Origin of the sequence: Kocuria rhizophila DC2201 (genome assembly GCF_000010285.1) — a bacterium.
Lineage (GTDB): Bacteria > Actinomycetota > Actinomycetes > Actinomycetales > Micrococcaceae > Kocuria > Kocuria rhizophila_A.
The window spans coordinates 1,815,160-1,841,723 of sequence record NC_010617.1; the positions used below are offsets into that span (position 1 = coordinate 1,815,160).

Annotated in this window: 26 protein-coding genes and 1 riboswitch; of the genes, 1 reads left to right on the forward strand and 25 read right to left on the reverse strand. The window is 71.5% G+C overall.

The annotated features are described in order from the left end of the window. Positions 1-100: 100 nt before the first annotated feature. From KRH_RS07870 to rimP, 9 genes are all read right to left on the reverse strand, one after another. Complete coding sequence (locus KRH_RS07870; RefSeq protein ID WP_012398667.1) at positions 101-1,126, reverse strand: bifunctional riboflavin kinase/FAD synthetase; 1,026 nt, start codon at positions 1,124-1,126, stop codon at positions 101-103. Between the two features lie 47 nt (positions 1,127-1,173). Continuing rightward, positions 1,174-1,644, reverse strand: coding sequence for a hypothetical protein (locus KRH_RS07875; protein WP_012398668.1), 471 nt, complete (start codon positions 1,642-1,644; stop codon positions 1,174-1,176). A 49-nt stretch (positions 1,645-1,693) separates the two neighbouring features. Beyond that, a complete protein-coding gene (locus KRH_RS07880; protein WP_012398669.1) occupies positions 1,694-2,065 on the reverse strand; it encodes a hypothetical protein in 372 nt (123 codons plus the stop codon). Beyond that, positions 2,065-3,204, reverse strand: coding sequence for a tRNA pseudouridine(55) synthase TruB (gene truB / locus KRH_RS07885; protein ID WP_012398670.1), 1,140 nt, complete (start codon positions 3,202-3,204; stop codon positions 2,065-2,067). The genes KRH_RS07880 and truB overlap by 1 nt, the downstream gene beginning before the upstream one ends. 5 nt (positions 3,205-3,209) lie before the next feature. Then, positions 3,210-3,671, reverse strand: coding sequence for a 30S ribosome-binding factor RbfA (gene rbfA, locus KRH_RS07890; RefSeq protein ID WP_012398671.1), 462 nt, complete (start codon positions 3,669-3,671; stop codon positions 3,210-3,212). 213 nt (positions 3,672-3,884) lie between these two features. Continuing rightward, a complete protein-coding gene (gene infB / locus KRH_RS07895) occupies positions 3,885-6,788 on the reverse strand; it encodes a translation initiation factor IF-2 (protein WP_012398672.1) in 2,904 nt (967 codons plus the stop codon). 125 nt (positions 6,789-6,913) lie between these two features. Then, entirely contained in the window at positions 6,914-7,246 is a 333-nt protein-coding gene (locus KRH_RS07900; protein ID WP_012398673.1) for a YlxR family protein, read from the reverse strand. 127 nt (positions 7,247-7,373) lie between these two features. Further along, entirely contained in the window at positions 7,374-8,351 is a 978-nt protein-coding gene (gene nusA / locus KRH_RS07905; protein WP_012398674.1) for a transcription termination factor NusA, read from the reverse strand. Positions 8,352-8,501: 150 nt separating this feature from the next. Continuing rightward, positions 8,502-8,993 carry a ribosome maturation factor RimP gene (gene rimP, locus KRH_RS07910; RefSeq protein WP_012398675.1) on the reverse strand — a complete coding sequence of 164 codons (492 nt, stop codon included), beginning with the start codon at positions 8,991-8,993 and terminating at the stop codon, positions 8,502-8,504. 87 nt (positions 8,994-9,080) lie between these two features. Between rimP and KRH_RS07915 the strand changes: the two genes are divergently transcribed. Continuing rightward, positions 9,081-10,157 carry a hypothetical protein gene (locus KRH_RS07915; RefSeq protein WP_012398676.1) on the forward strand — a complete coding sequence of 359 codons (1,077 nt, stop codon included), beginning with the start codon at positions 9,081-9,083 and terminating at the stop codon, positions 10,155-10,157. 162 nt (positions 10,158-10,319) lie between these two features. On the opposite strand, the gene KRH_RS07920 is transcribed toward KRH_RS07915, so the two are convergent. The 16 genes from KRH_RS07920 to tsf form a co-directional block, all read right to left on the reverse strand. Next, positions 10,320-11,126: a sulfite exporter TauE/SafE family protein gene (locus KRH_RS07920; protein ID WP_012398677.1), complete on the reverse strand. Its 807-nt coding sequence runs from the start codon at positions 11,124-11,126 to the stop codon at positions 10,320-10,322. 21 nt (positions 11,127-11,147) lie between these two features. After that, entirely contained in the window at positions 11,148-12,968 is a 1,821-nt protein-coding gene (locus tag KRH_RS07925) for a proline--tRNA ligase (protein WP_012398678.1), read from the reverse strand. A gap of 100 nt (positions 12,969-13,068) precedes the next feature. Further along, entirely contained in the window at positions 13,069-13,923 is an 855-nt protein-coding gene (locus KRH_RS07930; RefSeq protein ID WP_012398679.1) for a DUF4081 domain-containing GNAT family N-acetyltransferase, read from the reverse strand. After that, entirely contained in the window at positions 13,920-15,086 is a 1,167-nt protein-coding gene (gene ispG / locus KRH_RS07935) for a flavodoxin-dependent (E)-4-hydroxy-3-methylbut-2-enyl-diphosphate synthase (protein ID WP_012398680.1), read from the reverse strand. The genes KRH_RS07930 and ispG overlap by 4 nt, the downstream gene beginning before the upstream one ends. 179 nt (positions 15,087-15,265) lie before the next feature. Further along, positions 15,266-15,922: a methionine ABC transporter permease gene (locus KRH_RS07940; protein WP_012398681.1), complete on the reverse strand. Its 657-nt coding sequence runs from the start codon at positions 15,920-15,922 to the stop codon at positions 15,266-15,268. After that, positions 15,922-16,974 (reverse strand): methionine ABC transporter ATP-binding protein, encoded by a 1,053-nt coding sequence (locus KRH_RS07945; protein ID WP_012398682.1) that lies wholly within the window; start codon positions 16,972-16,974, stop codon positions 15,922-15,924. Before KRH_RS07945 ends, KRH_RS07940 begins: the two co-directional genes overlap by 1 nt. After that, positions 16,971-17,855, reverse strand: coding sequence for a MetQ/NlpA family ABC transporter substrate-binding protein (locus tag KRH_RS07950; RefSeq protein ID WP_012398683.1), 885 nt, complete (start codon positions 17,853-17,855; stop codon positions 16,971-16,973). The genes KRH_RS07945 and KRH_RS07950 overlap by 4 nt, the downstream gene beginning before the upstream one ends. A gap of 92 nt (positions 17,856-17,947) precedes the next feature. Then, positions 17,948-18,062, reverse strand: a riboswitch (SAM riboswitch). 229 nt (positions 18,063-18,291) lie between these two features. After that, positions 18,292-19,566, reverse strand: a complete 1,275-nt coding sequence (dxr, locus tag KRH_RS07955; protein ID WP_012398684.1) for a 1-deoxy-D-xylulose-5-phosphate reductoisomerase — start codon at positions 19,564-19,566, stop codon at positions 18,292-18,294. A 145-nt stretch (positions 19,567-19,711) separates the two neighbouring features. Beyond that, positions 19,712-20,008 carry a GlsB/YeaQ/YmgE family stress response membrane protein gene (locus KRH_RS07960; RefSeq protein ID WP_012398685.1) on the reverse strand — a complete coding sequence of 99 codons (297 nt, stop codon included), beginning with the start codon at positions 20,006-20,008 and terminating at the stop codon, positions 19,712-19,714. A 117-nt stretch (positions 20,009-20,125) separates the two neighbouring features. After that, complete coding sequence (locus KRH_RS07965; protein WP_012398686.1) at positions 20,126-21,766, reverse strand: solute symporter family protein; 1,641 nt, start codon at positions 21,764-21,766, stop codon at positions 20,126-20,128. Further along, a complete protein-coding gene (locus KRH_RS07970; protein WP_012398687.1) occupies positions 21,763-22,152 on the reverse strand; it encodes a DUF485 domain-containing protein in 390 nt (129 codons plus the stop codon). Before KRH_RS07970 ends, KRH_RS07965 begins: the two co-directional genes overlap by 4 nt. 150 nt (positions 22,153-22,302) lie before the next feature. Next, on the reverse strand, positions 22,303-22,932 hold the full coding sequence (locus KRH_RS07975) for a hypothetical protein (RefSeq protein ID WP_012398688.1): 630 nt from the start codon (positions 22,930-22,932) through the stop codon (positions 22,303-22,305). A 79-nt stretch (positions 22,933-23,011) separates the two neighbouring features. Beyond that, positions 23,012-23,989, reverse strand: a complete 978-nt coding sequence (locus KRH_RS07980) for a phosphatidate cytidylyltransferase (RefSeq protein ID WP_012398689.1) — start codon at positions 23,987-23,989, stop codon at positions 23,012-23,014. Next, positions 23,989-24,546 carry a ribosome recycling factor gene (frr, locus tag KRH_RS07985; RefSeq protein WP_012398690.1) on the reverse strand — a complete coding sequence of 186 codons (558 nt, stop codon included), beginning with the start codon at positions 24,544-24,546 and terminating at the stop codon, positions 23,989-23,991. The genes KRH_RS07980 and frr overlap by 1 nt, the downstream gene beginning before the upstream one ends. A 120-nt stretch (positions 24,547-24,666) precedes the next feature. After that, on the reverse strand, positions 24,667-25,398 hold the full coding sequence (gene pyrH / locus KRH_RS07990; protein ID WP_012398691.1) for a UMP kinase: 732 nt from the start codon (positions 25,396-25,398) through the stop codon (positions 24,667-24,669). 260 nt (positions 25,399-25,658) lie between these two features. After that, the gene (gene tsf / locus KRH_RS07995) at positions 25,659-26,489 is read right to left on the reverse strand and encodes a translation elongation factor Ts (RefSeq protein WP_012398692.1); all 831 of its coding nucleotides are present in this window, start codon (positions 26,487-26,489) and stop codon (positions 25,659-25,661) included. Positions 26,490-26,564: the final 75 nt, after the last annotated feature.

The following is a 26,564-nucleotide window of genomic DNA, read 5'->3' on the forward strand; positions in this document are numbered from 1 at the left end:
GGACGGTGCGTCCCGCGGCCGGTTCCACCGTGGGCTCTGCTCGACCCGTCTCGCGCGCGTCCCACGGAGGGACAGCACTGCGCAGAGAGGCTGAGCGCGGTCAGTCCCCCGAGCGGGGGTGGGTGCGCAGGATGTCGCGGGTGCGGTTGACGTCGTCGCGCATCTGCTGCACCAGGGCGTCGATGCCGCGGTAGGCCACCATGCCCCGCAGCCGCTCCACGAACTCCACCACCACGGTCTGTCCGTAGAGGTCGAAGTCCTCCACGGCCTCCTCCGGGCGGTCGATCACGTGGGCCTCCACCTGACGCGTGACGCCCTCGAACGTGGGGTTGGAGCCCACGGAGATGGCGGTGGGCCAGCGGGTGCCGTCCTGGTCCACGAGCCACCCGGCGTACACACCGTCCGCGGGGATGAAACCGGTGGCCTCGGGGGCGAGGTTGGCGGTGGGGAAACCGAGCTCCCGGCCGCGGGCCGCGCCGTGCACAACCTCCCCGCGCATCCGGTGCGGGCGCCCCAGCAGACGGGCGGCACCCGCGATGTCCCCGGCCTCGAGGCACGAACGCACCCACGTGGACGAGCAGCGGCGGTCCTCCCGCCGGCCCGCGGTTCCGGGCTCGTCGCCGTGGCCGTCCTCACCGCGGGACGAGGGGGTGCCCGGGACGTCCTCCACGACCACGACCTCGAAACCGTGCTGGCGCCCCAGCTCGCGAATGGCGCTGAGATCGCCGGTGTTGTCGCGGCCCAGGCGCACGTCCGAGCCGATCACGAGGGCCACGGCGCCCAGGGGGTCCACGAGGTAGTCCACCACGAAGCGCTCGGGGCTCAGTTCGGAGAACTCCAGGCTGTAGGGCAGCACGAGCACCGCGTCCACGCCGGTGCGCTCGAGGGCGTCGAGCTTGTCCTCGAGCCCCATGATGAGACCGGGGTGGGACTCGGGCCGGTGGACGAGCGCCGGGTGAGGATCGAACGTGACCACCACGGAACGGGCGTGGCGCTCACGCGCGGCGTTCAGCAGACGGGTGAACACCTCCTGGTGACCCCGGTGGACACCGTCGAAGTTGCCGATGGTGACCGCGGAGGGACCGAACCCCGGGGTGACCTCGTCCAGGCTTCTCCAACGAATCACTGTTCTCCTCGATGTGTTCTGGGATGGTGGTGGCGCACCCCTAGAGCCTACCGCTCCGCCCGGGAGGGCCGTGTCAGCCACAGCCAGGCGAGGCCGACAACGGGCAGCACCAGGGGGATGTATCCGTACCCCGCCCCGAAACCGGACCACACGCTGGCCTTGGGGAACCAGTCATCGTGCACAACGCTGAGCAGCCCGACCCCCAGCACGCCCACGAGCTCCACGAGCACCGCCGCGGTGGCCACCCGGTGCCACCCGGCCCCGTTGCGGGACAGCGCCACGGTGGCCACCACGTAGATCGCGGCGGACAGCGTGGAGAGCAGGATGGCCAACGGGGCCAGGCTGAACTCCGTGGCCAGCTGGTAGAGGGAGCGCACCCCCGCGGAGAGGGAGAAGACCCAGTACACGACGATGAGCACGCGGCCGAAGCCGGAGCTCTTGCGGTCGTGCCGCCGGTCCCCCGCGCGGCGGCCGAAGCGCTGCTGGAGGGTGCTGTGGGAGGACTCGCGGTCCATCATCGTCCTTTCGCTGCGGAGGGCGCGCCGGCGCTCCCCGGCGCGCCCGTGGTCACTGGTAGTACCAGATGTAGTTCATGCGGTAGACCATCACGATCACCACGGGGCCCGCGGCCGCGAGGATGAGCGTGGACCACCGGGAGCGCTCCACGAGAGACCACACGAACGTGCCCGCGGGGATGAGCAGGGCGGTGAGGAGGTATCCCCAGTACTCGACCACGCTTCCTGAGGCGGAGGGCCCCAGGAGGGGCAGCAGCACGGAGCCCACGCAGTACACGAGCAGGAACGCCTCCAGCACGAGCACCGAGCCCTGGGAGAAGTCGTCCGGTGCCCGCCCGCGCAGCGCCTGCACGAGGCAGACCGCGCACGAGAGGACCCCCAGGACCACCGCGGCCCAGAACCATCCGTCGTATCCCCACAGCATCAGTCGTGTGCCCGCTCTCCGTGTGTCGTGTACGTGTCGGTGGGTGCGGCGTCTGCGCTGCCCGGCTGCGTGGCTGCCGCGTCGCGGGAAGCCCGTGACTGGGCCCCGCCGGCCTCCGCGGCGGCCGGGGAGAACGTGACGCCGGCGGCGATGCCCAGCACGGACGTCGCGTAGCGCTGCCCCGCGCCGCCGCGGTCCTCCGCGAGGGCCACGAGCGTCCCGTCCGGGGCGAAGCACGCCACGGTGCGCCCGCGCGCGGGCTCCGCGGCGGCGTCGTTCCCGGCCGTGCCGTGCGGCCCGATGCGTCGTCCGTGGGAGAGGTCCGTGGCCTCCGCGGCGGTGAGCTCGCGCACCGGGAACAGCTGCCGGGCGGCGGCGGCGATGCCCAGGGTGGGCACGGTGGCGCCGGAACGCACCTGCTCCGTGAGCTCCTCGAGCGTGTGGGCCTGGTCCAGGGTGAAGGTGCCCACGCGCGTGCGGCGCAGGGCCGTGAGGTGCCCGCCCACGCCGAGCGCCTCCCCGAGGTCCCGGGCCAGGGCACGCACGTAGGTACCGGACGAGCACGTCACGGTCGCGTCCACGTCGATGAAGGCCTGGCCGTCCGCCGCCTCGACCCGCCGGATCCCGTGCACCGCGAACTCGCTCACGGTCACGGGCCGGGCCGGGAGCGTGACGTCCTCGCCGCCGCGCACGCGGGCGTAGGAGCGCTTGCCGTCCACCTTGATGGCACTCACGGCCGAGGGCACCTGCTGGATCTCACCGGTGAGCTGCGCGACCGCGGCGAGAACCTGCTCGTCGGTGGTCCCGGCCAGCCGCTCGGGCGGGGCCGTGCGCGTGACGTCGCCCTCGGCGTCGTCGGTCACGGTGGCCGCTCCCAGGCGGATCCCGGCGCGGTACGTCTTGTCCGTGCCGGTCACCCAGGTGAGCAGCTTGGTGGCCTTCTCCACCCCGATCACCAGCACACCCGACGCCGCCGGGTCCAGGGTGCCGGCGTGCCCCACCTTGCGGGTGCCGGCGAGCCGGCGCATGCGGGCGACGACGTCGTGGGAGGTCCACCCCAGGGGCTTGTCCACGACGACGAGCCCGGCCACCCTCGGCAGGGAGGGGGCCGGGCTCGGGACGTCCTGTCGTGCGTTCACGGGACTCAGACCCGCGGCGCGGACTCGGGGCCCTCGGCGTCGTCCTCGTCGGACGGCGTGCGGTAGGCGTCCTCCCCCGCGGCGTACTGCGCGCCCTGAGCCTGCTCGGCCACCTGGGCGTCCTTCTCGCGGGCGGTGCGCAGCAGCTCCTCGAGCCGCGCGGCGTCCGCCGGGATCTCGTCGGCCACGAAGGTCAGCGTGGGGGTCAGCCGTGCTGTGATGTTCTTGCCCACCTCGGCGCGCAGGACGCCCTTGGCGGACTCCAGGGCGCGGGCGGTGTCGGCCCGCTGCTCCTCGTCCCCGTACACGGTGTAGTAGAGCGTGGCGTGCTGCAGGTCGTTGGTGACCCGCGCGTCGGTGACGGTGACGAACCCGAGGCGCGGGTCCTTGACCCGGCGTTCGAGCGCCTGGGCCACGATCACCTTGATGCGGTCGGCCAGTCGTGCGGCGCGTGCGGCGTCGGCCATGGTGGAACTCCTCGTCTGCTGGCAGCGCCGGGCGCTGCGTCCTGCTGGCGACGGGTCACGCGGAAGTGCCCCGTCCGGTGCGGTCCGCCCCGGGAGGCGGACCACGGTGGGAGAGCGGTGCCCGGGGACCCCGTGCGGGTTCCCCGGGCACCGCTGACTCCCGAATGGTCCGGCCGCCGCGCCCACGCGGGGCACGGCGGCCGGTCGAGCCGGTCAGTCGCGCGGCTTCTCGCGCATCTCCCAGGTCTCGATGATGTCACCCTCGTGGATGTCGTTGAAGGAGCCGAGCCCGATACCGCACTCGTAGCCCTCCCGCACCTCGGTGGCATCGTCCTTGAAGCGGCGCAGCGAGTCGATGCTGAGGTTGTCCTGCACCACGTTGCCGTCGCGCACCAGGCGGGCCTTGCCGTTGCGGCGGATGAGGCCCTTGGTGACGTAGGCACCGGCGATGTTGCCCCACTTGGAGGAGCGGAACACCTCGCGGATCTCGGCGGTGCCGAGCTCCACCTCCTCGTACTCCGGCTTGAGCATGCCCTTGAGCGCGCTCTCGACCTCGTCGATGGCGTTGTAGATGACGGAGTAGAACTTCATCTCCACGCCCTCGCGGTCCGCGAGCTCCGTGACGCGCTCGGCAGGGCGGACGTTGAAGCCGATGATCACGGCGTTGTCCACCGTGGCCAGGTTCACGTCGTTCTGCGTGATGGCGCCCACGCCGCGGTGGATCACGCGCAGCTGGACCTCCTCGCCCACGTCGATCTTGAGCAGCGAGTCCTCGAGCGCCTCCACGGCACCGGACACGTCGCCCTTGATGATGAGGTTGAGGGTGTCGATCTTGCCCTCGGCCACGGCCTCGTCGAAGGACTCCAGCGTGATGCGCTTGCGGCGCTTGGCCAGCTGGGCGTTGCGGTCCGCGGCCTCACGCTTCTCGGCGATCTGGCGGGCGGTGCGCTCCTCCTGGGTGGCCAGGAACGTGTCACCGGCGCGCGGCACGGTGGACAGACCCAGCACCTGCACCGGGCGGGACGGCGTGGCCGCCTCCACGGTGCGGCCCATCTCGTCGAACATCGCGCGGACACGGCCGTACGCCGCGCCGGCGACGATCGAGTCGCCAACCTTCAGCGTGCCGGACTGGACCAGCACGGTGCACACCGCGCCTCGGCCCTTGTCCAGGTTCGCCTCGATGGCCACGCCGCGGGCGTTCTTGTCCGGGGTGGCCTGCAGCTCCAGGGCACCGTCCGCGGTCAGCACGATCGCGTCCAGCAGCTCGTCGATGTTCAGGTTCTCGCGCGCCGAGACGTCCACGAACATGGTGTCGCCGCCGTACTCCTCGGGCACGAGACCGTACTCGGTGAGCTGGCCGCGGATCTTGTCCGGGTTGGCGTCCGGCTTGTCCACCTTGTTCACGGCGACGACGATCGGCACGTTCGCGGCCTGCGCGTGGTTCAGCGCCTCCACGGTCTGCGGCATGACGCCGTCGTCCGCGGCCACCACCAGCACGGCGATGTCCGTGACCTGGGCACCACGGGCACGCATGGCGGTGAACGCCTCGTGGCCCGGGGTGTCGATGAAGGTGATCAGGCGCTCCTGGCCGTCCACCTCGGTGGAGATCTGGTACGCACCGATGTGCTGGGTGATGCCGCCGGCCTCACCCTCGATCACCTTGGTGTTGCGGATCGCGTCCAGCAGGCGAGTCTTACCGTGGTCCACGTGGCCCATGACCGTGACGACCGGGGGCCGCGGTGCGAGGACGTCCTCGCCCTCGGCCTCCAGCTCGGCGTCGAGGTCGATGTCGAAGGACTCGAGCAGCTCGCGCTCCTCGTCCTCCGGGGACACCACCTGGATCTGGTAGCCGAGCTCGGCCCCCAGCAGCTGGAACGTCTCCTCGTCCAGGGACTGGGTCTGCGTGGCCATCTCACCGAGGTGGATCAGCACGGTCACCAGCGAGGCCGGGTTGGCGTTGATCTTCTCCGCGAAGTCCATGAGCGAGGCACCGCGGCGCAGGCGCACGACCGTGCTGCCGTCACCGTGCGGCACCGACACACCGCCGACGGCGGGTGCGCTCATCTGCTCGAGCTCCTGGCGCTTCGCCCGCTTCGACTTGCGGTGCTTGCCGCGGGCTCCGCCGCGACCGAAGGCACCCTGGGTACCGCCACGGCCGCCGCGGCCGCGGAAGCCACCGCCGCCGCCGGGTCCACCACCGGGGCCGCCACCGCGGCGCGGACCGCTGCCCGGAGCCGGACGGCTGCCGATCGGCGCCACGCTCGTGGTCTGGCCGGGCATCATGTTGGGCGAGGGGCGCGGACCACCGGGACGGGGGCCGCCCTGACCCTGCCGGGGCGCACCCGTGCGAGGAGCGCCGGGACGCGGACCGCCCTGGCCCGACTGCGCGGGGCGCGGACCACCGGGACGGGGACCGCCCGGACGGGGGCCGCCCTGGCCGGAGTTGGCCGAGCGCATGCCCTGCTGGGCCGCAAACGGGTTGTTGCCGGGGCGCGGGGCGCCGGGCTTGCCGGAGCGCTGCTGGCCACCGGGGCGAGGACCGCCGCGCTGCGCGCCGCCTTCGGAGCGGCCCATCCCCTGCTGCGAGGCGAACGGGTTGTTTCCGGGGCGGGGAGCGGACTGGCCGGGCTTGGCGCCGGGCGCGGGGCTCTTGCGCGGACCGGGAGTGGCACCCCCGGGACGGGGAGCGCTGCTCGCGGGGGTCCCGGGCGCGGAGGACTCCGACGCCGCGGCGGGCGCTGTGCCCTGCTGCGGTGCGGCGGACTTCGGCGCCTCCGACGACGCAGCCGCGGCCTTGGGGGCCTCGGACGCCGCGGGCTTCTCGGCCCGGGCGGCGTTGCCGGACGCGGCGGGCTTGGCGGGTGCCTTGGCGCCGGGCTTGGGACCGGCCGCGGCGGGCTTCTTGACACCCTGGGCGGGGGCCTTGGCCGCGGGCTTGGCGGCCGGGGCGCTGTCGCCGCCGGCCGGGAACGCGGTGCGCAGCTTCTTGGCTACGGGCGGTTCCACCGTGGACGAGGCGCCACGGACGAACTCACCGAGTTCCTGAAGTTTGGAAATTGCTTCCTTGGACGTGATTCCGAGCTCTTTCGCGAGCTCGTGGACACGGGGCTTGGCCACTGTTCTCCTGTCTCGGTCCGCACCGACACAGGTACGAACCGTTTATCTTCCGTTGAAGCCGCCGCCGGACACGGGCGCGGTGCGCGGGTGTCCTGCACGGCTGCGGGGTGAGTACGTGGAGGTACTCATCGGCCGGCACTCATCGGTTTTCCATGGTCTTCTGACTCGCTTTCCTGGTGTTCGTGCTCCTGCACGGGCAGGAGCACGCGGAGCTGTTCCATGAGGCCCTGTGCGCTGACCGCGGTGCGGAACGAGCGGTTGAAGGCCCGTTTCCGGATCGCGAGGTCGACGCAGCGGGGGGTGGCGTGCACCCAGGCCCCACGGCCTCCCAACTGGCGCCGGAGATCCACGACGACCCGGGGGCCGGCTGCGGTGCTCTCCGTCGTCACGCGGACGAGTTGATCGGGGGACGTCACGGCGCGACAACCCACGCAGGTGCGACGGCTCGTGGTGCTCATGCCTGCTCCTCGTGTGCCATCCCCGTGGACCGTCCGGCGCCGGAGCGCGCACGATCACGGCAGATGGTCCACCTGATCAGAGCACAGTCTAGCGCGCGGGGCGCCGATCCCCCGAATCCCGCGGGTCTCAGCGGTCCGTTGCGCGGGATTCGGGGACGATGTCGATCTTCCAGCCCGTCAGCCGGGCGGCGAGTCGGGCGTTTTGCCCCTCCTTGCCGATGGCCAGCGAGAGCTGGGAGTCGGGGACCACCGCGCGCGCCGAGCGGGCGGCGTCGTCGAGCACCACCACGCGCGAGACGCGCGCCGGGGACAGCGCGTTGCCGATGAACTCGGCCGGGTCCTGCGAGAAGTCGATGATGTCGATCTTCTCCTCCCCCAGCTCGTTCATGACCGCGCGCACGCGCGAGCCCATGTCCCCGATGCACGCGCCCTTGGCGTTGGCACCTGGGCGGCGGGCCTCCACGGCCATCTTGGTGCGGTGCCCGGCCTCACGCGCCAGGGTGACGATCTCCACGGAGCCGTCCGCGATCTCGGGGACCTCCATCTCGAACAGCCGGCGCACGAGGTCCGGGTGGGAGCGGGAGAGCGTGATGGACGGTCCCTTGAAGCCGCGCTTGGCCTCCACCACGAACGCGCGGATGCGGTCGCCGTGGCGGTAGGTCTCCCCGGGGACCTGCTCGTGCGGGGGCAGCAGGCCCTCCACCGTGCCCAGGTTCACCTGGACCATCCTGGGGTTGTTGCCCTGCTGGATCTGCCCGGAGACCAGCTCGCCCTCGCGGCCCTTGAAGTGGCCCAGGACGTTGTCGTCCTCGACGTCCCGCAGCTTCTGCAGGATCACCTGGCGGGCGGTGGCCGCGGCGATCCGCCCGAAACCGGAGGGGGTGTCGTCGAACTCGCCGATGCGCTGGTCCTGCTCGTCGAGCTCCGGGGCCCAGATGGTCACGTGGCCGGTGCGGCGCTCCACCTCGGCGCGGGCGCCGTCGATGGCCCCCGGCGAGCGCATGTAGGCCAGCAGCAGCGCCTGCTCGATGGTGGGGATCAACACGTCCACGGGGATGTCCCGCTCGCGCTCGAGCAGTCGCAGGGTGCTCATGTCGATGTCCATGTGTCCGGCCTTCCGTCCCGCCACGCCGGGTCTGCGGGCCTGGCTGCCCCCGGGAACCAAACAGCGCGCCGCACGGGAGTGTGCGGTGCGCTGCTGCATGGCTGTGTGGTCATGTTCTCTTGTGGGCAATGGTACATCCCCGCGGGGACGTCAGTTCTCCACCTCGGACCGCGCGGTGCGGATCGACGCGTAGTCCACGCGCTCCGGGTCCAGCAGCTTCACGGGCATCCCCTTCTTCGGCTGGTGGGAGCGCTGGACCACCGCGTGGTCCTCGTGGGCCTCGAGCAGGCGGGCGGTGTAGCGCTCCCCCTCGAGCGTGCGGATCCGCACGAGGTGGCCCACGGTGCGCCTCCAGTGCCGCGGCGTCTCGAGCGTCCGGGTGGCACCGGGCGAGGAGACCTCGAGCTCGTAGGGCGGGCCGGGAACGGGGTCGTCGCGGTCCAGCGCGTCGGAGATCTCCTGGGCCACCGCGGCCACGCGGTCCAGCCCGAGGGCCTCGGTGCCGTCCGGGAGGTCCACGAGGACCTGCAGCGTGCGGGTGGCCCCCTGCCCCTTCAGCTCGCACTCCTCGAGGTGCAGCCCGGCGGCCGCCACCACCGGTTCGACGGTCGCGCGGATGGGTGCGTGGTGCTCGGAACTCATGCGTCCTCTTCTCCTGGGTCTCGTGGCCGCGTGTGCGGGTCGGTCGCGGTCCCTATCATGGTGCAGACCCGTCCCCCGGAGGAATTCGTGAGCCCTCGTCCGCCCTCGGCGCCACCGCGTGCCGCGCGTCTCACGGCCCTGGTGCTCGCCGTGCTCCTGGTGCTCGTGCTCGCGGCCGGCGCGTGGGCTTTGTGGCGCCCGGTGTCCGACGACGACGCCGCCCGCCTCTCCGCGCGCGCCACGGTCACCGCCGTGCGCGCCGAGCTGCACCCCGACCCCCGGTGGCTGCCCGACGACGCCCTGGCCCGGCAGCTCGACGCCCTCGGCCCCGCGGCGTCCCCCGCGCAGCAGCGGCGGCTCGACGAGCGCGGAGGAACCGGTGGGCCGCCCCGGGACCTCGCGGACGCCGCCGACCGGATGGGGCGCCTCGCCATGACCGCGCGAGACCCCGAACTGGCCGCGACGGTCGCGGCGGTGGCCGCCTCCTGGTGGGCTGCCGAGCAGTCCGAGCGCGGCGGGTCCCCGGACAGCGGCTCCCGCGGCTCGCTGACGAGCCCTGAGGACACGCCGGCGCCGAACGACACCATCACGGCCCCCGAGGATGCGGCAGCCGCCGCGGCGTCCGGCCCCGGCTCAGGATCGACCGCCGCCGATGCGGGGGACGCCACCCGGAGCACCCCGGGGGGCGCGGATGACAGCGACGCGGCGAACGGCAGCACCGGGAACACCGACGGCGACGCCCAGGGCGCCCCGACGTGCACGACCGAGGTGCTCGCGGCGGTCACGGCCCTCGACCGCTCGGGATACACGGCCGAGGCGGCCAGCGCCCGCTTGGACGCCCAGGACGCCACCGCGGCAGAGACGGTCGCATCGGTGAGAAGCAGTACGGAGCGGTCCCTGGCCTCCCCCGCCGCGACCGCCCTGCTCGCGTGCGATCCCCCGCCCGCGCGGGGCTGGTACCGGCTGCCTGCAGGCTTGGAGCGGGAGCCCGCCCAGGCCGTGGGCGGCACGCAGCACGAGGCGGGCGACGCGCTCGTGGCGGCCGTGGCGGCGTCGTCGTCCGGGGACCGTGCGTGGCTCGTCACGGCGCTGCGCGAGACGGCCCGCGCGGGACAGGCGCTCGCGCCCCGCGCCCCCGTGCCCGCCCTGCCGGGTCGGAGCTGACCGGGAAGACTGCGGCCTCCCCGGGTCGCGGACGTGCCGCGCTCGACGCGGACCGGCGGGAGGGCGACGACCGGCGGGGCGCGGTGCGAACAGGGCCGGATGCGGTGCGTCCCCGCGCTGCGCGAAGAATGCGGGCCACACTGCGAGCGCGGTCGAACGGCCTCAGCGGCCCCGGAGGACGTCCCAGCCGAGCTTGACGATCAGCACGGCCACGACCGCGAAGAACACACCGCGGATGAACCCGCTGCCCCGGGCCACCGCGGTGCGGGCGCCCACGTACCCGCCGGCCATGTTGCTCAGCCCGAGCACGAGCCCCAGGCCCCACAGCACCGAGCCGTGCGCGGCGAACACCGCAATGGCACCCAGGTTGGTGGCCAGGTTCACGATCTTCGCCTTGGCGCTCGCGGCCAGGAAGCTGTAGCCCAGCACGGACACCAGCCCGATGATCAGGAACGAGCCCGTACCCGGGCCCATCACGCCGTCGTAGAAGCCGATGAGGGCTCCCAGTGCCGCGGCCCGACCGTGGTGCCGGGCGCCGGAGTGGCGCAGCCGGGTCAGGCGCCCCATGGACGGGCGGAGGACCGTGAAGACGAGCACGGCCACCAGCGCCACCACGATCACCGGTTTGAACACCGAGGCGGGCAGGGCCGCGGCCACCGCGGCACCCGCCCCCGCGGCCGCGAACGCCACCGCCGCCATGGGCAGGGCGGTGCGCAGGTCCGGTCGCACGCGACGGTAGAACGTGAGCGCCGAGGTGGCCGTGCCGAACACCGAGCCCATCTTGTTGGTGGCCAGCGCCTGCACGGGGGTGAGCCCGGGGACCATGAGGGTCGCGGGGAGCTGCAGCAGCCCGCCGCCACCCACCACGGCGTCGATGAACCCCGCCGCGAGCCCGGTGAGGGCCAGCAGCGCGAGCAGGCCGGGGGCAGCGGTGTCGAGGCCCGAGCCCGCGAGGAACGAGGAATCCATCGTCCGGGTGCGCCGCGGGTGCTACTCGGCCGCGGGGCCCTCCTGGCCCTGCAGCTCCGCGGTGATCTCCGCCACCACCCGGTCCCTGGCGATGTCGCGGCTCGTGCCGCTGCGGCGGTCCTTGAGCTCCAGCACACCGTCCGCGAGTCCCCGCCCGACCACGAGCACCGTGGGGACCCCGAGCAGCTCGGCGTCGCGGAACTTCACGCCCGGGGACACCTTGGGGCGGTCGTCGAAGAGCACGGAGACACCCGCGGCCTCGAGGTGCGCCACGATCTCCTCGGCGGCCTCCAGCACCTCGGGACCCTTGCCCGTGGCCACCACGTGGACGTCCGCGGGGCTCAGGTTCCGGGGCCACAGCAGCCCGTGCTCGTCGTGGTAGAACTCCGCGACGGCGGCCAGCGCGCGCGTGACGCCGATCCCGTAGGAGCCCATGGTGACCGTGACGAGCTTGCCGTTGTTGTCGAGCACCTTGAGCCCGAGGGCCTCGGCGTACTTGCGGCCGAGCTGGAACACGTGGCCCATCTCCATGCCGCGGGCGATCTCGAGCGGGCCGGAGCCGTCCGGGGCCGGATCCCCCTCGCGCACCGTGCAGGCCTCCAGGGTGGCGTCCCACGTGAAGTCCCGCTCGGCCACGAGGTCGTAGACGTGCGCCTCGGCCACGTTCGCGCCGGTGATCCAGCGGGTGCCCGGCACCACGCGCGGGTCCACGAAGTAAGGGATCCCGGTGGGGGACTCGGTGCCGAGCAGGGCGTCCTCCCGGCTCAGACCCGGGCCGATGTAGCCCTTGACGAGTTCGGGCACCGCGCGCAGCTGCTCCTCCGAGGCGGCCTCCACCTCGAGCTCGCCGCCGATCCCGAGGGCCCCGCCGATCCCGGCCTCCACGCGCTTGAGGTCGATCTCGCGGTCACCGGGAACACCCACTGCCACGAGCTGCGTGCCGCCCTCGGGCAGGGAGACCGAGAGCAGCACATTCTTCAGGGTGTCCGCCGCGGTCCACGGCTGCCCCTCGCGGGGGTGCAGCTCGTTGGAGCGGGACACCAGGGTGTCGATGGTGGGGCTGTCCGGGGTGCGGTGCACCTGGGCCGCGGGGGCGTCGGTGCAGTCCACCGGTTCCGGCACCACCGTGGTGACGGCCTCCACGTTCGCGGCGTAGCCGCCCGCCGAACGCACGAAGGTGTCCTCGCCCACCACGGAGGGGTGCATGAACTCCTCGGAGCGCGAGCCGCCCATGGCACCGGACGTGGCGGAGACCGCCACCACCGGCAGCCCGAGACGCTCGAAGATGCGGACGTACGCGGCCCGGTGCTTGGCGTAGGCATCGTCGAGCCCGGCGTCGTCCACGTCGAAGGAGTAGGAGTCCTTCATGATGAACTCGCGCCCGCGCAGCAGCCCCGCCCGCGGACGGGCCTCGTCCCGGTACTTGGTCTGGATCTGGTAGAGCATCACGGGCAGGTCCTTGTAGGACGAGTACATGTCCTTGACCAGCAGGGTGAACATCTCCTCGTGCGTGGGAGCCAGCAGGTAGTCCGCGCCCTTGCGGTCCTGCAGCCGGAAGAGGTTCTCCCCGTACTCGGTCCAGCGGTTGCTCGCCTCGTACGGCTCGCGCGGCAGCAGCGCCGGGAAGTGGACCTCCTGGGCGCCGATCGCGTCCATCTCCTCGCGCACGATGCCCTCGACCCGGCGCAGCACGGCGAGCCCCAGGGGCAGCCACGTGTAGATGCCGGGGGCCGCGCGGCGGATGTAGCCGGCGCGCACGAGCAGCTTGTGGCTGTCGACGTCGGCGTCCACCGGATCTTCGCGCAGGGTGCGCAGGAACAGGGAACTGAGGCGAAGCGGCACGAATAGGTCCTAACCGCCCGTGACCGGGCCGATCGAAGCTGCTGATGTCTGCCGCGAGTCTATCGCTGTGCTGCCCCGGCGGTCGCCGCGCCCGGCGGTGTCACAGGAGCACCGTGGCGAAATCGCCGTGGCGCTCGAAGCCCACGTGGCGGTACGTGGCCAAGGCCGGGGCGTTGTAGGAGTTCACGTAGAGGCTCACCACGGGCGCCTGCGTCCTCGCGAGCGCCACGGCTGCGGCCATGCACGGCACGGCCAGTCCGCGGCCGCGGTGCTCCGGGGCCACCCACACGCCCTGGATCTGGCACACGCCCGCGTGCAGGGAGCCGATGTCCGCCTTGAAGACCACCTCACCCCGGTGGTCCGTGAGCACCGCGGTGCGCTGCTCGCGCAGCAGCGACCGGATCCGCTGGCGGTAGCCGTGACCGCCGCTCGTCAGCGGCGAGTAGCCCACTTCCTCGGTGAACATCGCGGCGGCCGCCGGGACCACCCGCTCCGCGTCCGCCTCCGTGCCCCACCGGACGGTGCCGGCCGGGCCGGTGAGCAGTGCGGGGTCCGGGTCCCGGTCCATGACCAGCAGCGGCTGGACGGGGCGCACGTCGAACGGGGCGGGCCACGTGTCCCGCAGCCGCTGCCACAGCCCGAGCACAGGTTCCGCCGGTCCGAAGAAGGAGGCGAAGCGCGGACCCCCGCGGGCCAGGGCGTCCGCCACGAGGTCCGTGCCGCGCGCGTCCAGGGCCACGGGCACCACGTTGGTGCCCGCCCAGCACGCCCCCACCAGGGCTCCGGCGGCATCCGCGACCCCGTAGACGGGCGGGCGCCCTCCCGAGGCTCGGACCCGCTGCACGTGCGACGCCACGAACACCGAGGACACGGGGTCCCGCGCCAGGAGCCGGTCCAGTGCCGCGGGATCCACGGCGGCGGGTGCGAGCGCCCGCGCGGTGCGGCGCAGGATCACCCGGCGGTCACGACCGGAGCGCCCTCCACGGGCTGACCGTTCTCGTCCAGCTCCATGCTCTCGGCCATCTCGTTGGCCTGGGCGAGCAGGGTCTCCACGATCTGGTCCTCGGGGACGGTCTTGATGACCTCTCCCCGCACGAAGATCTGACCCTTGCCGTTGCCCGAGGCCACGCCGAGGTCCGCCTCGCGGGCCTCCCCCGGACCGTTGACCACGCAGCCCATCACGGCCACGCGCAGCGGCACGGTGAGGTGCGCGAGCCCCTCGTTGACCTCCTCCGCGAGCTTGTACACGTCCACCTGGGCGCGCCCGCAGGACGGGCACGAGACGATCTCGAGCTTGCGCGGGCGCAGTCCGAGGGACTGCAGGATCTGGTTGCCCACCTTGACCTCCTCCACCGGAGGGGCGGAGAGGGACACGCGGATGGTGTCCCCGATCCCCTGGGACAGCAGGATCCCGAAGGCCGTGGCGGACTTGACCGTGCCCTGCAGCGCGGGGCCGGCCTCGGTGACCCCCAGGTGCAGGGGCCAGTCCCCGCGCTCGGCGAGCAGCTGGTAGGCCCGGACCATGGTGACGGGGTCGTTGTGCTTGACCGAGATCTTGAAGTCGTGGAAGTCGTGCTGCTCGAACAGGGAGGCCTCCCACACGGCGGACTCCATGAGGGCCTCCGGGGTGGCCTTGCCGTACTTCTCGAGCAGCCGCTTGTCCAGGGAACCCGCGTTCACGCCGATCCGGATGGACACCCCGGCCGCCTCCGCGGCGCGGGAGATGCCCTCGATCTGGTCGTCGAACTTGCGGATGTTGCCCGGGTTCACGCGCACGCCGGCGCACCCGGCGTCGATCGCGGCGTAGACGTACTTGGGCTGGAAGTGGATGTCCGCGATCACCGGGATCGGGGACTTCTTGGCGATGATCGGCAGGGCGTCGGCGTCGTCCTGGGACGGGCACGCCACGCGCACGATGTCGCAGCCCGCGGCGTTGAGCTCCGCGATCTGCTGCAGCGTGGCGTTGATGTTGGTGGTGGGGGTGGTGGTCATCGACTGCACGCTGATGGGTGAGTCGGATCCCACTCCCACCGAGCCCACCCGGATCTGGCGGGTCTTGCGCCGCGGGGACAGGACGGGCTGGGGTGCTGCGGGCATGCCGAGGTTGACCGAGGTCACGTGTTTCCTCCAGGGGAATCGACCTGCGGGGCCCGAGACGCGCGCCCCGCGAACGTTGCTCCCCCCATTGTGCCCCACTCCTCCGACGCCGCTGACGCCGGCGGGACGCCGGGAGCACGACGCCGCCCCCGGCACGCGGGTGCGTGCCCGGGGGCGGCGGGGGTGCTCGGCGCGGGCGCTCAGCGGCGCATGATCCGGCGCGCGAGCCAGTTGCCGAAGAACTGCACGAGCTGGACCAGCACGATGATCACGATCACCGCGGCCCACGTGACCTCGTCGTTGAACCGCTGGTAGCCCAGGCGCAGCGCGAAGTCGCCCAGTCCGCCGGCACCGATCGCGCCGGCCATGGCCGACATGTCCGTGATGCCGATCACCAGGAACGTGTAGCCCAGCACCAGGGGGCCGAGGGCCTCGGGGAGGATCACCGTGGTGATGATCCGCCAGCGTGACACCCCCATGGAGCGGGCGGCCTCGACCACCCCCGGATCCACCGTCATGAGGTTCTGCTCGACGATCCGTGCCACCGCGAAGGTGGCGCCGATGGTCATGGCGAAGATCGCCGCGTTGGGCCCCAGGCGGGACCCGACGACCTCCTCCGTGACCTTGCCGAGGGCGGCCAGCAGGATGATGAACGGGATGGGGCGCACGAAGTTCACCAGCAGGTTCAGCACGGTGAACACCACGCCGTTCTGCAGGATGTTGCCCCGGCGGGTCACGTAGAGCCCCACGCCCACGGCCAGGCCGATGAGTCCGGCGAGGACGAGGGTCACGGTGACCATGTACAGCGTCTGCCCGGTTGCCTGGAGCAACTGCGGGCCGAGAGTCGACCAGTTCATTACTCGGACACCTCCTGGACCGTGGTGACCGCCCGCAGCGCCTCGACGGCCCGGGACACGGCATCCTCGGGTCCGTCGAGGGACAGCGTGAGCGTTCCGAACGTGTGTGACTGCAGGATGGAGATCCCGCCGAAGGCGATCTCGAAGCTCACGCCGTCGCGCGCGGCCTCGGACAGCGCCGTCCCGATCCTGTTGCGGTCCGCGACGTCCACGAGCACGAGGCGGCCCGGGTGCTCGGAGCGGAGCTTCGCGAGCTCGTCCTCCCGGGGCACGGTGCGCATCACGGAGGACACGAACCTGCGGGTGGTCTCCGCCTGCGGGTGCGCGAAGACCTCCGCAGTGGTCCCGGTCTCGACGACGCGCCCGCCGTCCATCACGGCCACGCGGTCCGCGACGGCACGCACCACGTCCATCTCGTGGGTGATCAGCACGATGGTGATCCCGAGCTCGCGGTTGACGCGGCGCAGCAGCCCGAGCACCTCCTGCGTGGTCTCGGGGTCCAGGGCGGACGTGGACTCGTCCGCGAGCAGCAGCTCGGGGCTGGTGGCGAGCGCGCGCGCAATGCCCACGCGCTGCTTCTGCCCGCCCGAGAGCTGCTCGGGGTAGTTGCCCGCGCGCTCGGTGAGGCCCACGAACTCGAGCAGCTCGGCCACGCGGGCCTTCCGGTCCTCCGCCTTCCACCCGGCGCGCCTGAGCGGGTACTCGATGTTGCCCGCCACGGTGCGCGAGGTGAACAGGTTGAACTGCTGGAAGATCATGCCGATGTCCCGCCGGACGGGAGCCAGCTGGGTCTCGGAGCGGCCGTCCACGCGCTGCCCCGCCACTTCCAGGGACCCGGAGGTCACCGGTTCCAGGCCGTTGATGAGCCGCACGAGGGTGGACTTGCCGGCCCCGGAGTACCCGATCACCGCGAAGACCTCACCGCGGCGGATCTCCAGGTTCACGGAGTCCACCGCGGTCACCGTGCGGGGTCGCCGCCGGGACCCGGTGGTGAAGACCTTGCTGACGTCCTTGAATCTGACCAGTGCGTCCGCCGTGGAGGCTGGGCTCACTTGCTCTGCTCCTTGAGGTCGGTGGAGTAGCGGGCCAGCAGGTCCTTGAGCTCCTGCTGGTCCACCCGGGTGGGAACCGCGGTGCCCTTGGTCTCCTTCTTCTCGGCCTCCTGGACCTTGTCGTCGTAGTAGAAGCCCGCGACCTTCTTCAGCGTCTCGTTGTCCGCGTTCGCCTCGGTCGCGGCGAAGAGGTTGTCGTAGACCTTGGCGCTGTCCGCCGTGGGGTCGTCCTGGGCGAGGGCGTTCTTCGGGTCGAGGTTCGCGCGGTCCAGGAAGTCGTTGTTCACCACGGAGCCGGCCACGGAGTCCATGGACAGCACGGTCTGCTCGGCGGAGACCGGGCGGACCGTGACCTTGGACTTCTCCTTGTCGATGTCCTGCTCGGTGGGTGCGATCGTGTCCTTGGTGAAGGAGACCAGGCCCTGCTGCTGGAGCAGGTTCAGGGAGCGCGAGAGGTTGATCGAGTCGTTGGGGACGGCGATCTCGTCCCCCTGCTTGAGCTCGGACACGGACTTCGCGGTCTTGGAGTACAGCCCCAGCGGGAAGATGGACGTGGAGCCCACGGGCGTGATGGTGTCCCCGGAGCTGTTGTTGTAGTCCGCGAGGTAGGCGATGTGCTGGAACCAGTTCATGTCGATGTCCCCGCTCTTCAGGGCGGGGTTCGGCTGGCTGTAGTCGCTGAAGTCCACGAACTCAACGGTCACGTCGTTCTTCGCGGCCACCTCTTTGAACGCGTCCTGGACGGGCGTGGCACCCACGATGCCGATGGTGATCTTGCCGTCGGCGGTAGGGTCGGTGTTCTCGGAGCCGCCGCCGCACGCGGTGAGGGTCAGGCCCAGGGTGGTGGCCAGTACTACGGGGAGCAGTCGTTTGCTTCGCACGATCGTGCCTTTCCAGGGTCGGGGTCCGGTCGCGCGGAGCGAGCGGTCCCACCTGGATGAGGGCAAGGATCAGACACGTGCCATTTGAAGAGAAACCGCACTTGCCGTGATCGGTTCGAACCGCGGCCGGATGGTCATCTGGGGCACCCCGCTACGGGAGAGGGTTGCCGTCCGGCCAGCCAGAGCTACGCGCCGGAACTCGTCATCCGTCCACGAGCCTAGCACGCCGTGGGCCCCGTCCCCGACCCGGGCGGCGTCCCGGCCCCATCGCACCACTCCCCTGGGCGCACCGCCGGTGGTGGAGCCGCGGTCTCCCAGCGGCAGCCCGGACGACGCCGCCCCGACCGTTGCGCCGCCCCGCACCGCGCTCCCGGCGTCCAGTGTCGCCACCTCGGCCCGGCCCGGCCTCGTGGCCTCGGGCAGGGCCCAGTCGGCACTATCCCCGGACGATCCGCTCGTCGGCCCGGGCGCGGGCCCACCGCTCGGCCTCCAGCACGTCCTCGAGGGAGGGCTCGCGCACACCGGTGTGCTCGTCCACCACGCTCGCCACGAGCTCCACGATCTGGAGGAAGCCGAGCGCGCCGCGGTGGAACGCGTGGACCGCCTGCTCGTTCGCGGCGTTGAAGACCGCGGGCCATGTGCCTCCGAGGGCCCCCGCGTGCTTCATGAGCTCGACCGCGGGGAACGCTTCGGCGTCGAGCGGCTCGAACGTCCACTCGGCGGCACGGGTCCAGTCGCACGCCGCGGCGGCCCCCGGGACGCGGTGCGGCCACGCGAGGCCCAGGGCGATGGGCAGCCGCATGTCCGGGGGCGAGGCCTGGGCCAGGGTGGAGCCGTCCACGAACTGCACCATCGAGTGCACCACCGACTGCGGGTGCACGGTCACGTCGATCCGGTCGAGGGGCACGTCGAACAGCAGGGACGCCTCGAGTACCTCGAGCGCCTTGTTGACCATGGTGGCGGAGTTGGTGGTGACCATGGCACCCATGTCCCACGTGGGGTGGCGCAGCGCCTGCTCCGGCGTCACGTGCGCGAGCTGCGCGCGGCTCATCCCCCGGAACGGGCCTCCCGAGGCCGTGAGCACGAGGCGTTCCACCTCCGCCGCCGTGCCCGAGCGCAGCGCCTGCGCGATCGCGGAGTGCTCGGAATCCACGGGGATCAGAGCGTTCGTGAGGCCCGTGCCCGCAGCGGCCGCCGTGACGAGCGGACCGCCCGCGATCAGCGACTCCTTGTTGGCCAGCGCCACCCGGTGCCCCGCCCCCAGCGCGGCCAGGGTGGGCGCGAGCCCGATGCTGCCGGTGATGCCGTTGAGCACCAGGTCGGCGCCGTCCCACGCGGCGAGCTCCGTGGCGGCGCGCTCGCCGTGCAGCACCTCGGGCACCGGTGACGACGCCGCCCGCGCGGCGTCCGCGAGCAGCTCACCCAGCCGCGCGGCGTCGTCCGCGGTGCCGCTCGTGCCCACCGCGGCCACGCGGAAGCGCACGGCCTGCCGCGCGAGCAGCTCCAGGTTGCCCGCGCCCGCCGCCAGCGCGAGGACCTCGAACGGCGGGTGCTGGGCGTCCGACTCCGGCCGTGCGAGGTCCGCGGCCCGTTCCACGACGTCGAGCGCCTGCGTGCCGATGGACCCCGTGGAGCCCAGGATCACCAGCCGCCGGGGCGCGGCACTCGTGGCGCGGTCGAGATCGGGGGTCATGGTCCGTGGGGAAGTCATGGGTCCAGTATGGCGCGGCGCGCCCCGGAGCCCTCCCGAACCTGGCCCGAGGCCTCCCCTTGACGGGCGGCACCCGCTCGGACATGCGACAAGGGCGCCACCCGGAGGTGACGCCCTTGTGCAGTGGTCCTCAGGACCGCTGGGTTCAGCGGCGGCGGTTGACCACGAAGCCGTAGATCAGCAGCACGATGATCGCGCCGATCACGGACGTGATGATGGTGCCGATGCTGATCTTGTCGATACCGGCGTGCAGGCCCGGGATGAAGGAGCCCAGCCAGCCACCGAGGAACGCGCCCACGATGCCCAGGATGATGGTGACGATGATCCCACCACCCTGCTTGCCCGGCAGGATCAGCTTGGCGAGAGCGCCAGCGATCAGGCCGAGGATGATCCAGCTAAAAATGCCCATGTTCTCCACCTCAAGTTTTCGTTGCTCAAGCATGCGGTGACCCGCAGTCGCTCTGGTCAGCGAACCGTCGTACAGTGTACTACCAGTTTGGAGGACTAATGAGTTCCCACCGCATGATGTCGCGCCACAGTGGGGACACGGGCCGCCGGATCAGTGCGAGACCGCCTTCTCTGCACCCACACCTGTGAGCGAGCGCACCTCCATCTCGGACTGCTTGACCGGGTCCTCGCGGCGGCGTTCCGTGACCGAGCCCAGGAAGCCCAGCAGGAATGACGCCGGGATCGAGATGATGCCCGGGTTGGACAGCGGGTAGATGGCGAAGTCCGCACCGGGGATCATGGAGGTCTCCGATCCGGACATCACCGGCGAGAAGACGATCAGCACCACGGACAGGATCAGCCCGCCGTACATGGACAGCACCGCCCCGCGGGTGGTGAAGCCCTTCCAGTACAGGGAGTACAGAATGGTGGGCAGGTTGGCAGAGGCCGCCACCGCGAAGGCCAGCGCCACCAGGAACGCCACGTTCTGGCCCTGAGCCCCGATGCCGCCGGCGATCGAGATCACACCGATGACCACCACGGTGGCCTTGGCCACGCGCAGCTCCTGGCGGGGGTCCGAGTTCCCCTTCTTGATCACGGACGTGTAGATGTCGTGCGCGAAGGACGCCGACGCCGTGATGGCCAGCCCGGCAACCACGGCCAGGATGGTGGCGAACGCCACGGCCGCGATCAGCCCCATGAGCACGGAACCGCCCAGCTCGAACGCGAGCAGCGGCACCGCCGAGTTCACCCCGCCGGGGGCGCCCTTGATGCGCTCCGCGCCGATCAGCGCGGCCGCACCGAAGCCCAGCACCAGGGTGAACAGGTAGAACAGGCCGATCAGGGTGATCGCCCAGACCACGGACTTGCGGGCCTCTTTGGCTGTGGGCACCGTGTAGAAGCGCATGAGCACGTGGGGCAGCCCCGCCGCGCCGAGCACGAGCGCGAGGCCCAGCGAGATGAAGTCCAGCTTGGAGATCTCGCTCACGCCGTACTTCAGTCCGGGCTCGAGCATCGCAGGGTTGTTGTTGGTCTCCACCGCGGCACCCATGATGGACGAGAGGTTGAACCCGAACATCGCGAGGATCCACACGGTCATCACGGCCACGCCCGTGACCAGCAGGCACGCCTTGATGATCTGCACCCACGTGGTGCCCTTCATCCCGCCCACGAGCACGTAGACGATCATGATGACGCCCACGATCACGATCACGAGCGACTGGCCCGCCTTGGAGCTGATGCCCAGCAGCAGGGACACCAGGGCACCCGCCCCGGCCATCTGCGCGAGCAGGTAGAAGAAGGTCACCGCCAGGGTGGAGATGGACGCGGCCACGCGCACCGGGCGCTGCCGCAGCCGGAAGGACAGCACGTCCGCCATGGTGAACTTGCCGGTGTTGCGCAGCGGCTCGGCAATCAGCAGCAGCGCCACGAGCCACGCCACGAAGAAGCCGATGGAGTACAGGAACCCGTCGTAGCCCTGCAGGGCAATGGCCCCCACGATGCCCAGGAAGGACGCCGCCGAGAGGTAGTCGCCGGCGATGGCCAGGCCGTTCTGGGTCCCGGAGAACGAGCGGCCGCCCGCGTAGTAGTCCGCCGCGGTGGCGGTGGACTTCGAGGCGCGGATCACCACCACGAGAGTCACGAGCACGAAGCCCAGAAATATGGAGATGTTGATCGCGGGGTTGCCCACCGTGGCGGAGGACGTCTCCGCGAGGTGCACCGCGGGCAGGGAGACGGTGGGAACGGCGATCATGGCCGGACCTCCTCGTGGGTGTCGGGCCGGTGGATCTGGGAAGCCTCCAGCTCCTCGCGCAGCGCCGTGGCCTGCGGGTCGAGGGAGCGGTTGGCGAACGCGACGTACGCCGCGGTGATGCCGAAGGTGGTGACGAACTGCAGCAGGCCGAGGATCAGGCCCAGGTTGATGTTGCCGAGCACCCTGGTGGACATGAAGCCCGGGGCGTAGATGGCCAGCACCACGTAGAGCAGGTACCAGACCAGGAACGCCACGGCCAGGGGGAAGACGAAGGATCGGTGGGTCCTGCGCAGGCGCTGGAACTGCTCCGAGCGCTGGACCGCGGGGAAGTCGATGCCGAGGGTCGCAGGGGACCCGTTGGGATCGGCAGAGGACGATGACGCCATGTGTGCCTCCTAGTGTGATGATCACCACACTAGGGGCTGTGTATCCAAAGACACAAGAGGTGAGCGGTCCACTGCCTATAAATCCTGAGTATGACGGGCTGCAGCTGGCTTGATCCCTCCGTCAGGTCGTTCTATGTATACACAGTGGGCTCACGGGCGGGACGGGGTCCGCAGGGCGAGCACGAACTCCACGGCCCGGTCCAGGAACGCGTCCACCTGCTGCTCCTCGTAGCACCGCTGCCCCTGCGCCGGGCGGAACACCGCCGAGCGCAGCATCGCGGGGTCCACGTCCTCGGATCCACGCAGCTGCTCCATCAACCGGTCGCACAGCACGTCCACGTCCGCGGCGGAGTAGCCCGGGGTGCGGTGCTTCGCGGGTCGGCGGAACCGCTCGGAGCAGGGCCTGTTGAGCCTGCCGAGCAGCAGCGCGCCGAGCCACTCCACGCGCTCGTTCCAGCGCTGCACCCCGTGCTCGGCCACGAACGCCCGATGCTCCACGTCGAAGACCTCGTCCTCCAGCGCGTCCAGCCGGGCATCCACCGCCGCAGGCTCGAGGCCGCCGCGCACCCGGTCGAACACGCGCTCGCGGACCTGGCGGCTGCCCGTGAGCGGACCGTCCGGGCGCGGACCCGCGCCGGGAGATCCGGGCGCGCGGGCGGCGTCGTCGGCCGGGCCGGAGCGCAGCACGGCGTCCACCCGGTCCAAGAAGTCGGCCACCTGGGCGGGGTCGTAGCCCCACTCGCGGTCGCCACAGCGGGGGAAACTGTCCTGAGAAGTCATGCGTGCCCTTTCGGAACGGGAACGGGACCGGCCACGTGCGGTGACCGGTCCCGTGGCGGACGCGGGGCCCACCGGTGTGTCATGCCAGCGCGGTGAACAGCTCGAAGATCACGTACCCGGTGATCACCGCGAACAGGATGGAGTCGATGCGGTCCATCACCCCGCCGTGGCCGGGCAGCAGGGTGCCCATGTCCTTGATGCCGATCTCGCGCTTGATCATGGACTCGGAGAAGTCCCCCACCGTGGCCACCGCCACGATCGCCACGGCCAGCACCGCGCCCTGCCACCACGGGATGCCGAGCAGCAGGGTGGCGCACAGGACGCCCACGACCACTGCGCCGCCCACGGAGCCGGCGAAGCCCTCCCAGGACTTCTTCGGGGAGATCCTGGGTGCCATGGGGTGCTTGCCCCACACGACTCCCACGGCGTAGCCGAACGTGTCCGAGCTGACGGCCAGCAGGATCACCGTCAGGACCTTCTGGGGCCCGTCCGGCGAGTGGTACAGCAGCACCGCGGTGGAGAGCAGGAAGGACGCCCAGACGAGGGCGAACACCGAGCCCATCATGGACAGCATCATGCCCCGGCGCGGGCCGAACGCCCGCCACACCACCACGAGGGTCACGGCGAGCACGAGCGCCATGGACAGCGCCTCCGCTCCCCCGAAGAACGCCGCGAGCGGCATGACCACCGCGGCAATCACCGCGGGCACCTTGGGGATCTGCACCCCCCTGTAGGTGAGGGAGCGCGCGATCTCCCACACGCCGATTCCGGCCGCCGCGCCCGCGAGCAGCGCGAGCACGAGCGGGACGAAGAACAGCCCCGTGACGAGCGCGCCGATGAGCACGACCGCCACCGCCACGGCCGCCGGGAGGTTGCGCCCCGCCCGCGAGGGTGTCTTGTGCTCGGCGCTGCGCTGGAACGGCCGCGCGAGGGCGTGGGGCAGCGAGCCCGTGGTCAGGGGCTCGGTGCCGGTGCTCGGGTGCGCGGGGGCAGCGGGATTCTCCGGGGCCGCGGGGGCGCCGGGTGCGTGGTCGGGGGTGGACTCGGGCGATGCCATCAGGCGCCGAGCAGTTCGGCTTCCTTGTTCTTGAGCAGCTCGTCCACCTGGTCGATGTGCTTCTTGGTGGCGGCGTCGAGGTCCTTCTCGCCCCGCTTGCCGTCGTCCTCGCCCACGTCCCCGTCCTTGACGAGCTTCTCGATGGCCTCCTTGGCGTGGCGGCGCACGTTGCGCACGGACACGCGGGCGTCCTCGGCCTTGCCGTGGACGATCTTCACGTACTCCTTGCGGCGCTCCTCGGTGAGCTCGGGCATGACCACGCGGATCACGTTGCCGTCGTTGGCCGGGTTGGCGCCGATGTCCGAGTCCCGCAGGGCCTTCTCGATGTCGTTGAGCGCGCTGCGGTCGTAGGGGGTGATCAGCAGGGTGCGGGCCTCCGGGGTCTGGAAGGACGCGAGCTGCTGCAGCGGGGTGGGCGTGCCGTAGTACGCCACGAGCAGGCTCGAGAACAGGGCCGGGTTCGCGCGGCCGGTGCGCACCGTGGAGAAGTCGGTCTTCGCCGCGTCCACCGCCTTACCCATCCTGGTGGTGGCATCCGAGAGGACATCTGAAATCACGGGTGGTTCTCCTTATGCGACGGCCGGCCCGCGGGCTCCCCCGGGCGGCAACGGAACGTGGTGTCCACTCTATCGGTCGAGCGGGACACGCTGGGCTGGGTGGCTGCTCGGAGCGGGCGCTCAGGGGGTGACGAGGGTGCCGATCTCCTCGCCCAGGACGGCGCGGGTCACGTTGCCCGTACCCTCCATGCCGAACACGCGCATGGTCACGTTGTTGTCCCGGCACAGGGCGAACGCGGTCTGGTCCATCACGCGGATGTCGCGGGACAGCGCCTCGTCGTAGGTGAGGCTCGCGAGACGCTGGGCGTCAGGGTCCTTGCGGGGATCCGCGGTGTACACGCCGTCCACGCCGTTCTTGGCCATGAGCACCTCGGTGGCGTGGACCTCCAGGGCGCGCTGGGCGGCCACGGTGTCCGTGGAGAAGTAGGGCAGGCCCGCACCGGCACCGAAGATCACCACGCGGTCCTTCTCCATGTGGCGGATGGCGCGGCGCGGGATGTAGGTCTCGGCCACCTGCTCCATCTTGATGGCGGACTGCACGCGGGTGTCCACGCCGCACTGCTCCAGGAAGTCCTGCAGCGCCAGGCAGTTCATCACCGTGCCGAGCATGCCCATGTAGTCCGCACGCGAGCGGTCCATCCCGGCCTGGGAGAGCTCCGCGCCGCGGAAGAAGTTGCCCCCGCCCACCACGATGGACGTCTCCACGCGGCCCACGGTGGCCGCGATCTGCTCCGCGATCTGGCGCACCACGGTGGTGTCCACGCCCACGCTGCCGCCACCGAAGACCTCGCCCGAGAGCTTGAGCAGGACCCTGCGGCGGGCGGGCTCGGCCCGGCGGGCCTCCCGGCTCATGCGGATCGCCTCGTCCTGGGCTTCGGAGTCGTTGGTGGTGGGCATGGATCCTCCAGGGGCGGGTCGCGGACAGAGTGGGGGTCCGCCCGTGGCAGACCGCCCTCAAGCATACAGAAGCGGCGGGGCACCCCCGGGCTTCCAGGGGTGCCCCGCCGCCTGCGGGGGTGCGGTGGCGCCGTGCACCAGCACGACGACGCCGCGGCCGCCCGCTGCGCGCCTCACCTCACGGCGGCGCGCAGCGGACTGCGGTGCGGGACTGCTCAGGCGCCCACGCGGAACCGCGCGAACGCGGTGGCGGTGGCGCCGGCCTCGGAGAGCACCTGGCCCACGGACTTCTTGGAGTCCTTGGCGAAGTCCTGGTCCACGAGCACGACGTCCTTGTAGTAGCCCTTGAGGCGGCCCTGGACGATGTTCGGGATGATCTTCTCGGGCTTGCCCTCGTTGCGGGCGGTCTCTTCGGCCACACGCTTCTCGTTCTCGACCGTCTCGGCGGGAACATCCTCCTCGGAAAGGAAGGCCGGGGACATCGCGGCGATGTGCACGGCGACGTCGTGGGCTGCGGTCTCGGCGTCGGCACCGGACACGGCCAGCAGGACACCCACCTGGGCGGGGAGGTCCTTGGAGGTCTTGTGCAGGTACACGGCCACGTGGTCGCCGGCCACGCGGGCCACGCGACGCACGACGACCTTCTCGCCCAGCAGCGCACCGGTCTCGGTGACGAGCTCGGAGATGGGCTTGCCGTCCACTTCGGCGGCGAGCAGGGCGTCCAGGTCCGCGGCGTCGGCGGCCACGGCGGCGTCGAGCACCTTGTTGCCGAACTCCACGAAGGGAGCGGACTTGGCCACGAAGTCGGTCTCGGAGTTGACCTCGACCATGTAGCCCACGTTGTTCTCCGTGCGGGCGAGCACGATGCCCTCCGCGGTGGAGCGGCCCTCGCGCTTGGTCACGCCCTTGAGACCCTTGACGCGGATGATCTCCTGGGCCTTCTGGGCGTCGCCGTCGGCCTCGTCCAGGGCCTTCTTGACGTCCAGCATGCCGGCGCCCGTGCGCTCGCGCAGGGCCTTGATGTCAGCAGCGGTGTAGTTCGCCATGTGAACTCCTCTGTTGTCGGTGGTGTCCGCCCGGGCGTCCGTGGACGCCCGGGCGGTCCGGTCACCACTGTGGGT

Bases quoted from the DNA above. Each gene is read 5' to 3' on its own strand.
- dxr (WP_012398684.1), bottom strand. From the start codon at position 19,566: ATGACTTCCCCACGGACCATGACCCCCGATCTCGACCGCGCCACGAGT.
- pyrH (WP_012398691.1), bottom strand. From the start codon at position 25,398: ATGAGCCGGGAGGCCCGCCGGGCCGAGCCCGCCCGCCGCAGGGTCCTG.
- KRH_RS07975 (WP_012398688.1), bottom strand. From the start codon at position 22,932: ATGACTTCTCAGGACAGTTTCCCCCGCTGTGGCGACCGCGAGTGGGGC.
- rbfA (WP_012398671.1), bottom strand. From the start codon at position 3,671: ATGGCCGACGCCGCACGCGCCGCACGACTGGCCGACCGCATCAAGGTG.
- KRH_RS07900 (WP_012398673.1), bottom strand. From the start codon at position 7,246: ATGAGCACCACGAGCCGTCGCACCTGCGTGGGTTGTCGCGCCGTGACG.
- KRH_RS07880 (WP_012398669.1), bottom strand. From the start codon at position 2,065: ATGCTGTGGGGATACGACGGATGGTTCTGGGCCGCGGTGGTCCTGGGG.
- KRH_RS07920 (WP_012398677.1), bottom strand. From the start codon at position 11,126: ATGGATTCCTCGTTCCTCGCGGGCTCGGGCCTCGACACCGCTGCCCCC.
- tsf (WP_012398692.1), bottom strand. From the start codon at position 26,489: ATGGCGAACTACACCGCTGCTGACATCAAGGCCCTGCGCGAGCGCACG.
- KRH_RS07970 (WP_012398687.1), bottom strand. From the start codon at position 22,152: ATGGCGTCATCGTCCTCTGCCGATCCCAACGGGTCCCCTGCGACCCTC.
- KRH_RS07940 (WP_012398681.1), bottom strand. From the start codon at position 15,922: ATGAACTGGTCGACTCTCGGCCCGCAGTTGCTCCAGGCAACCGGGCAG.
- KRH_RS07965 (WP_012398686.1), bottom strand. From the start codon at position 21,766: ATGATCGCCGTTCCCACCGTCTCCCTGCCCGCGGTGCACCTCGCGGAG.
- KRH_RS07960 (WP_012398685.1), bottom strand. From the start codon at position 20,008: ATGCTTGAGCAACGAAAACTTGAGGTGGAGAACATGGGCATTTTTAGC.
- KRH_RS07980 (WP_012398689.1), bottom strand. From the start codon at position 23,989: ATGGCATCGCCCGAGTCCACCCCCGACCACGCACCCGGCGCCCCCGCG.
- KRH_RS07875 (WP_012398668.1), bottom strand. From the start codon at position 1,644: ATGATGGACCGCGAGTCCTCCCACAGCACCCTCCAGCAGCGCTTCGGC.
- nusA (WP_012398674.1), bottom strand. From the start codon at position 8,351: ATGGACATCGACATGAGCACCCTGCGACTGCTCGAGCGCGAGCGGGAC.
- rimP (WP_012398675.1), bottom strand. From the start codon at position 8,993: ATGAGTTCCGAGCACCACGCACCCATCCGCGCGACCGTCGAACCGGTG.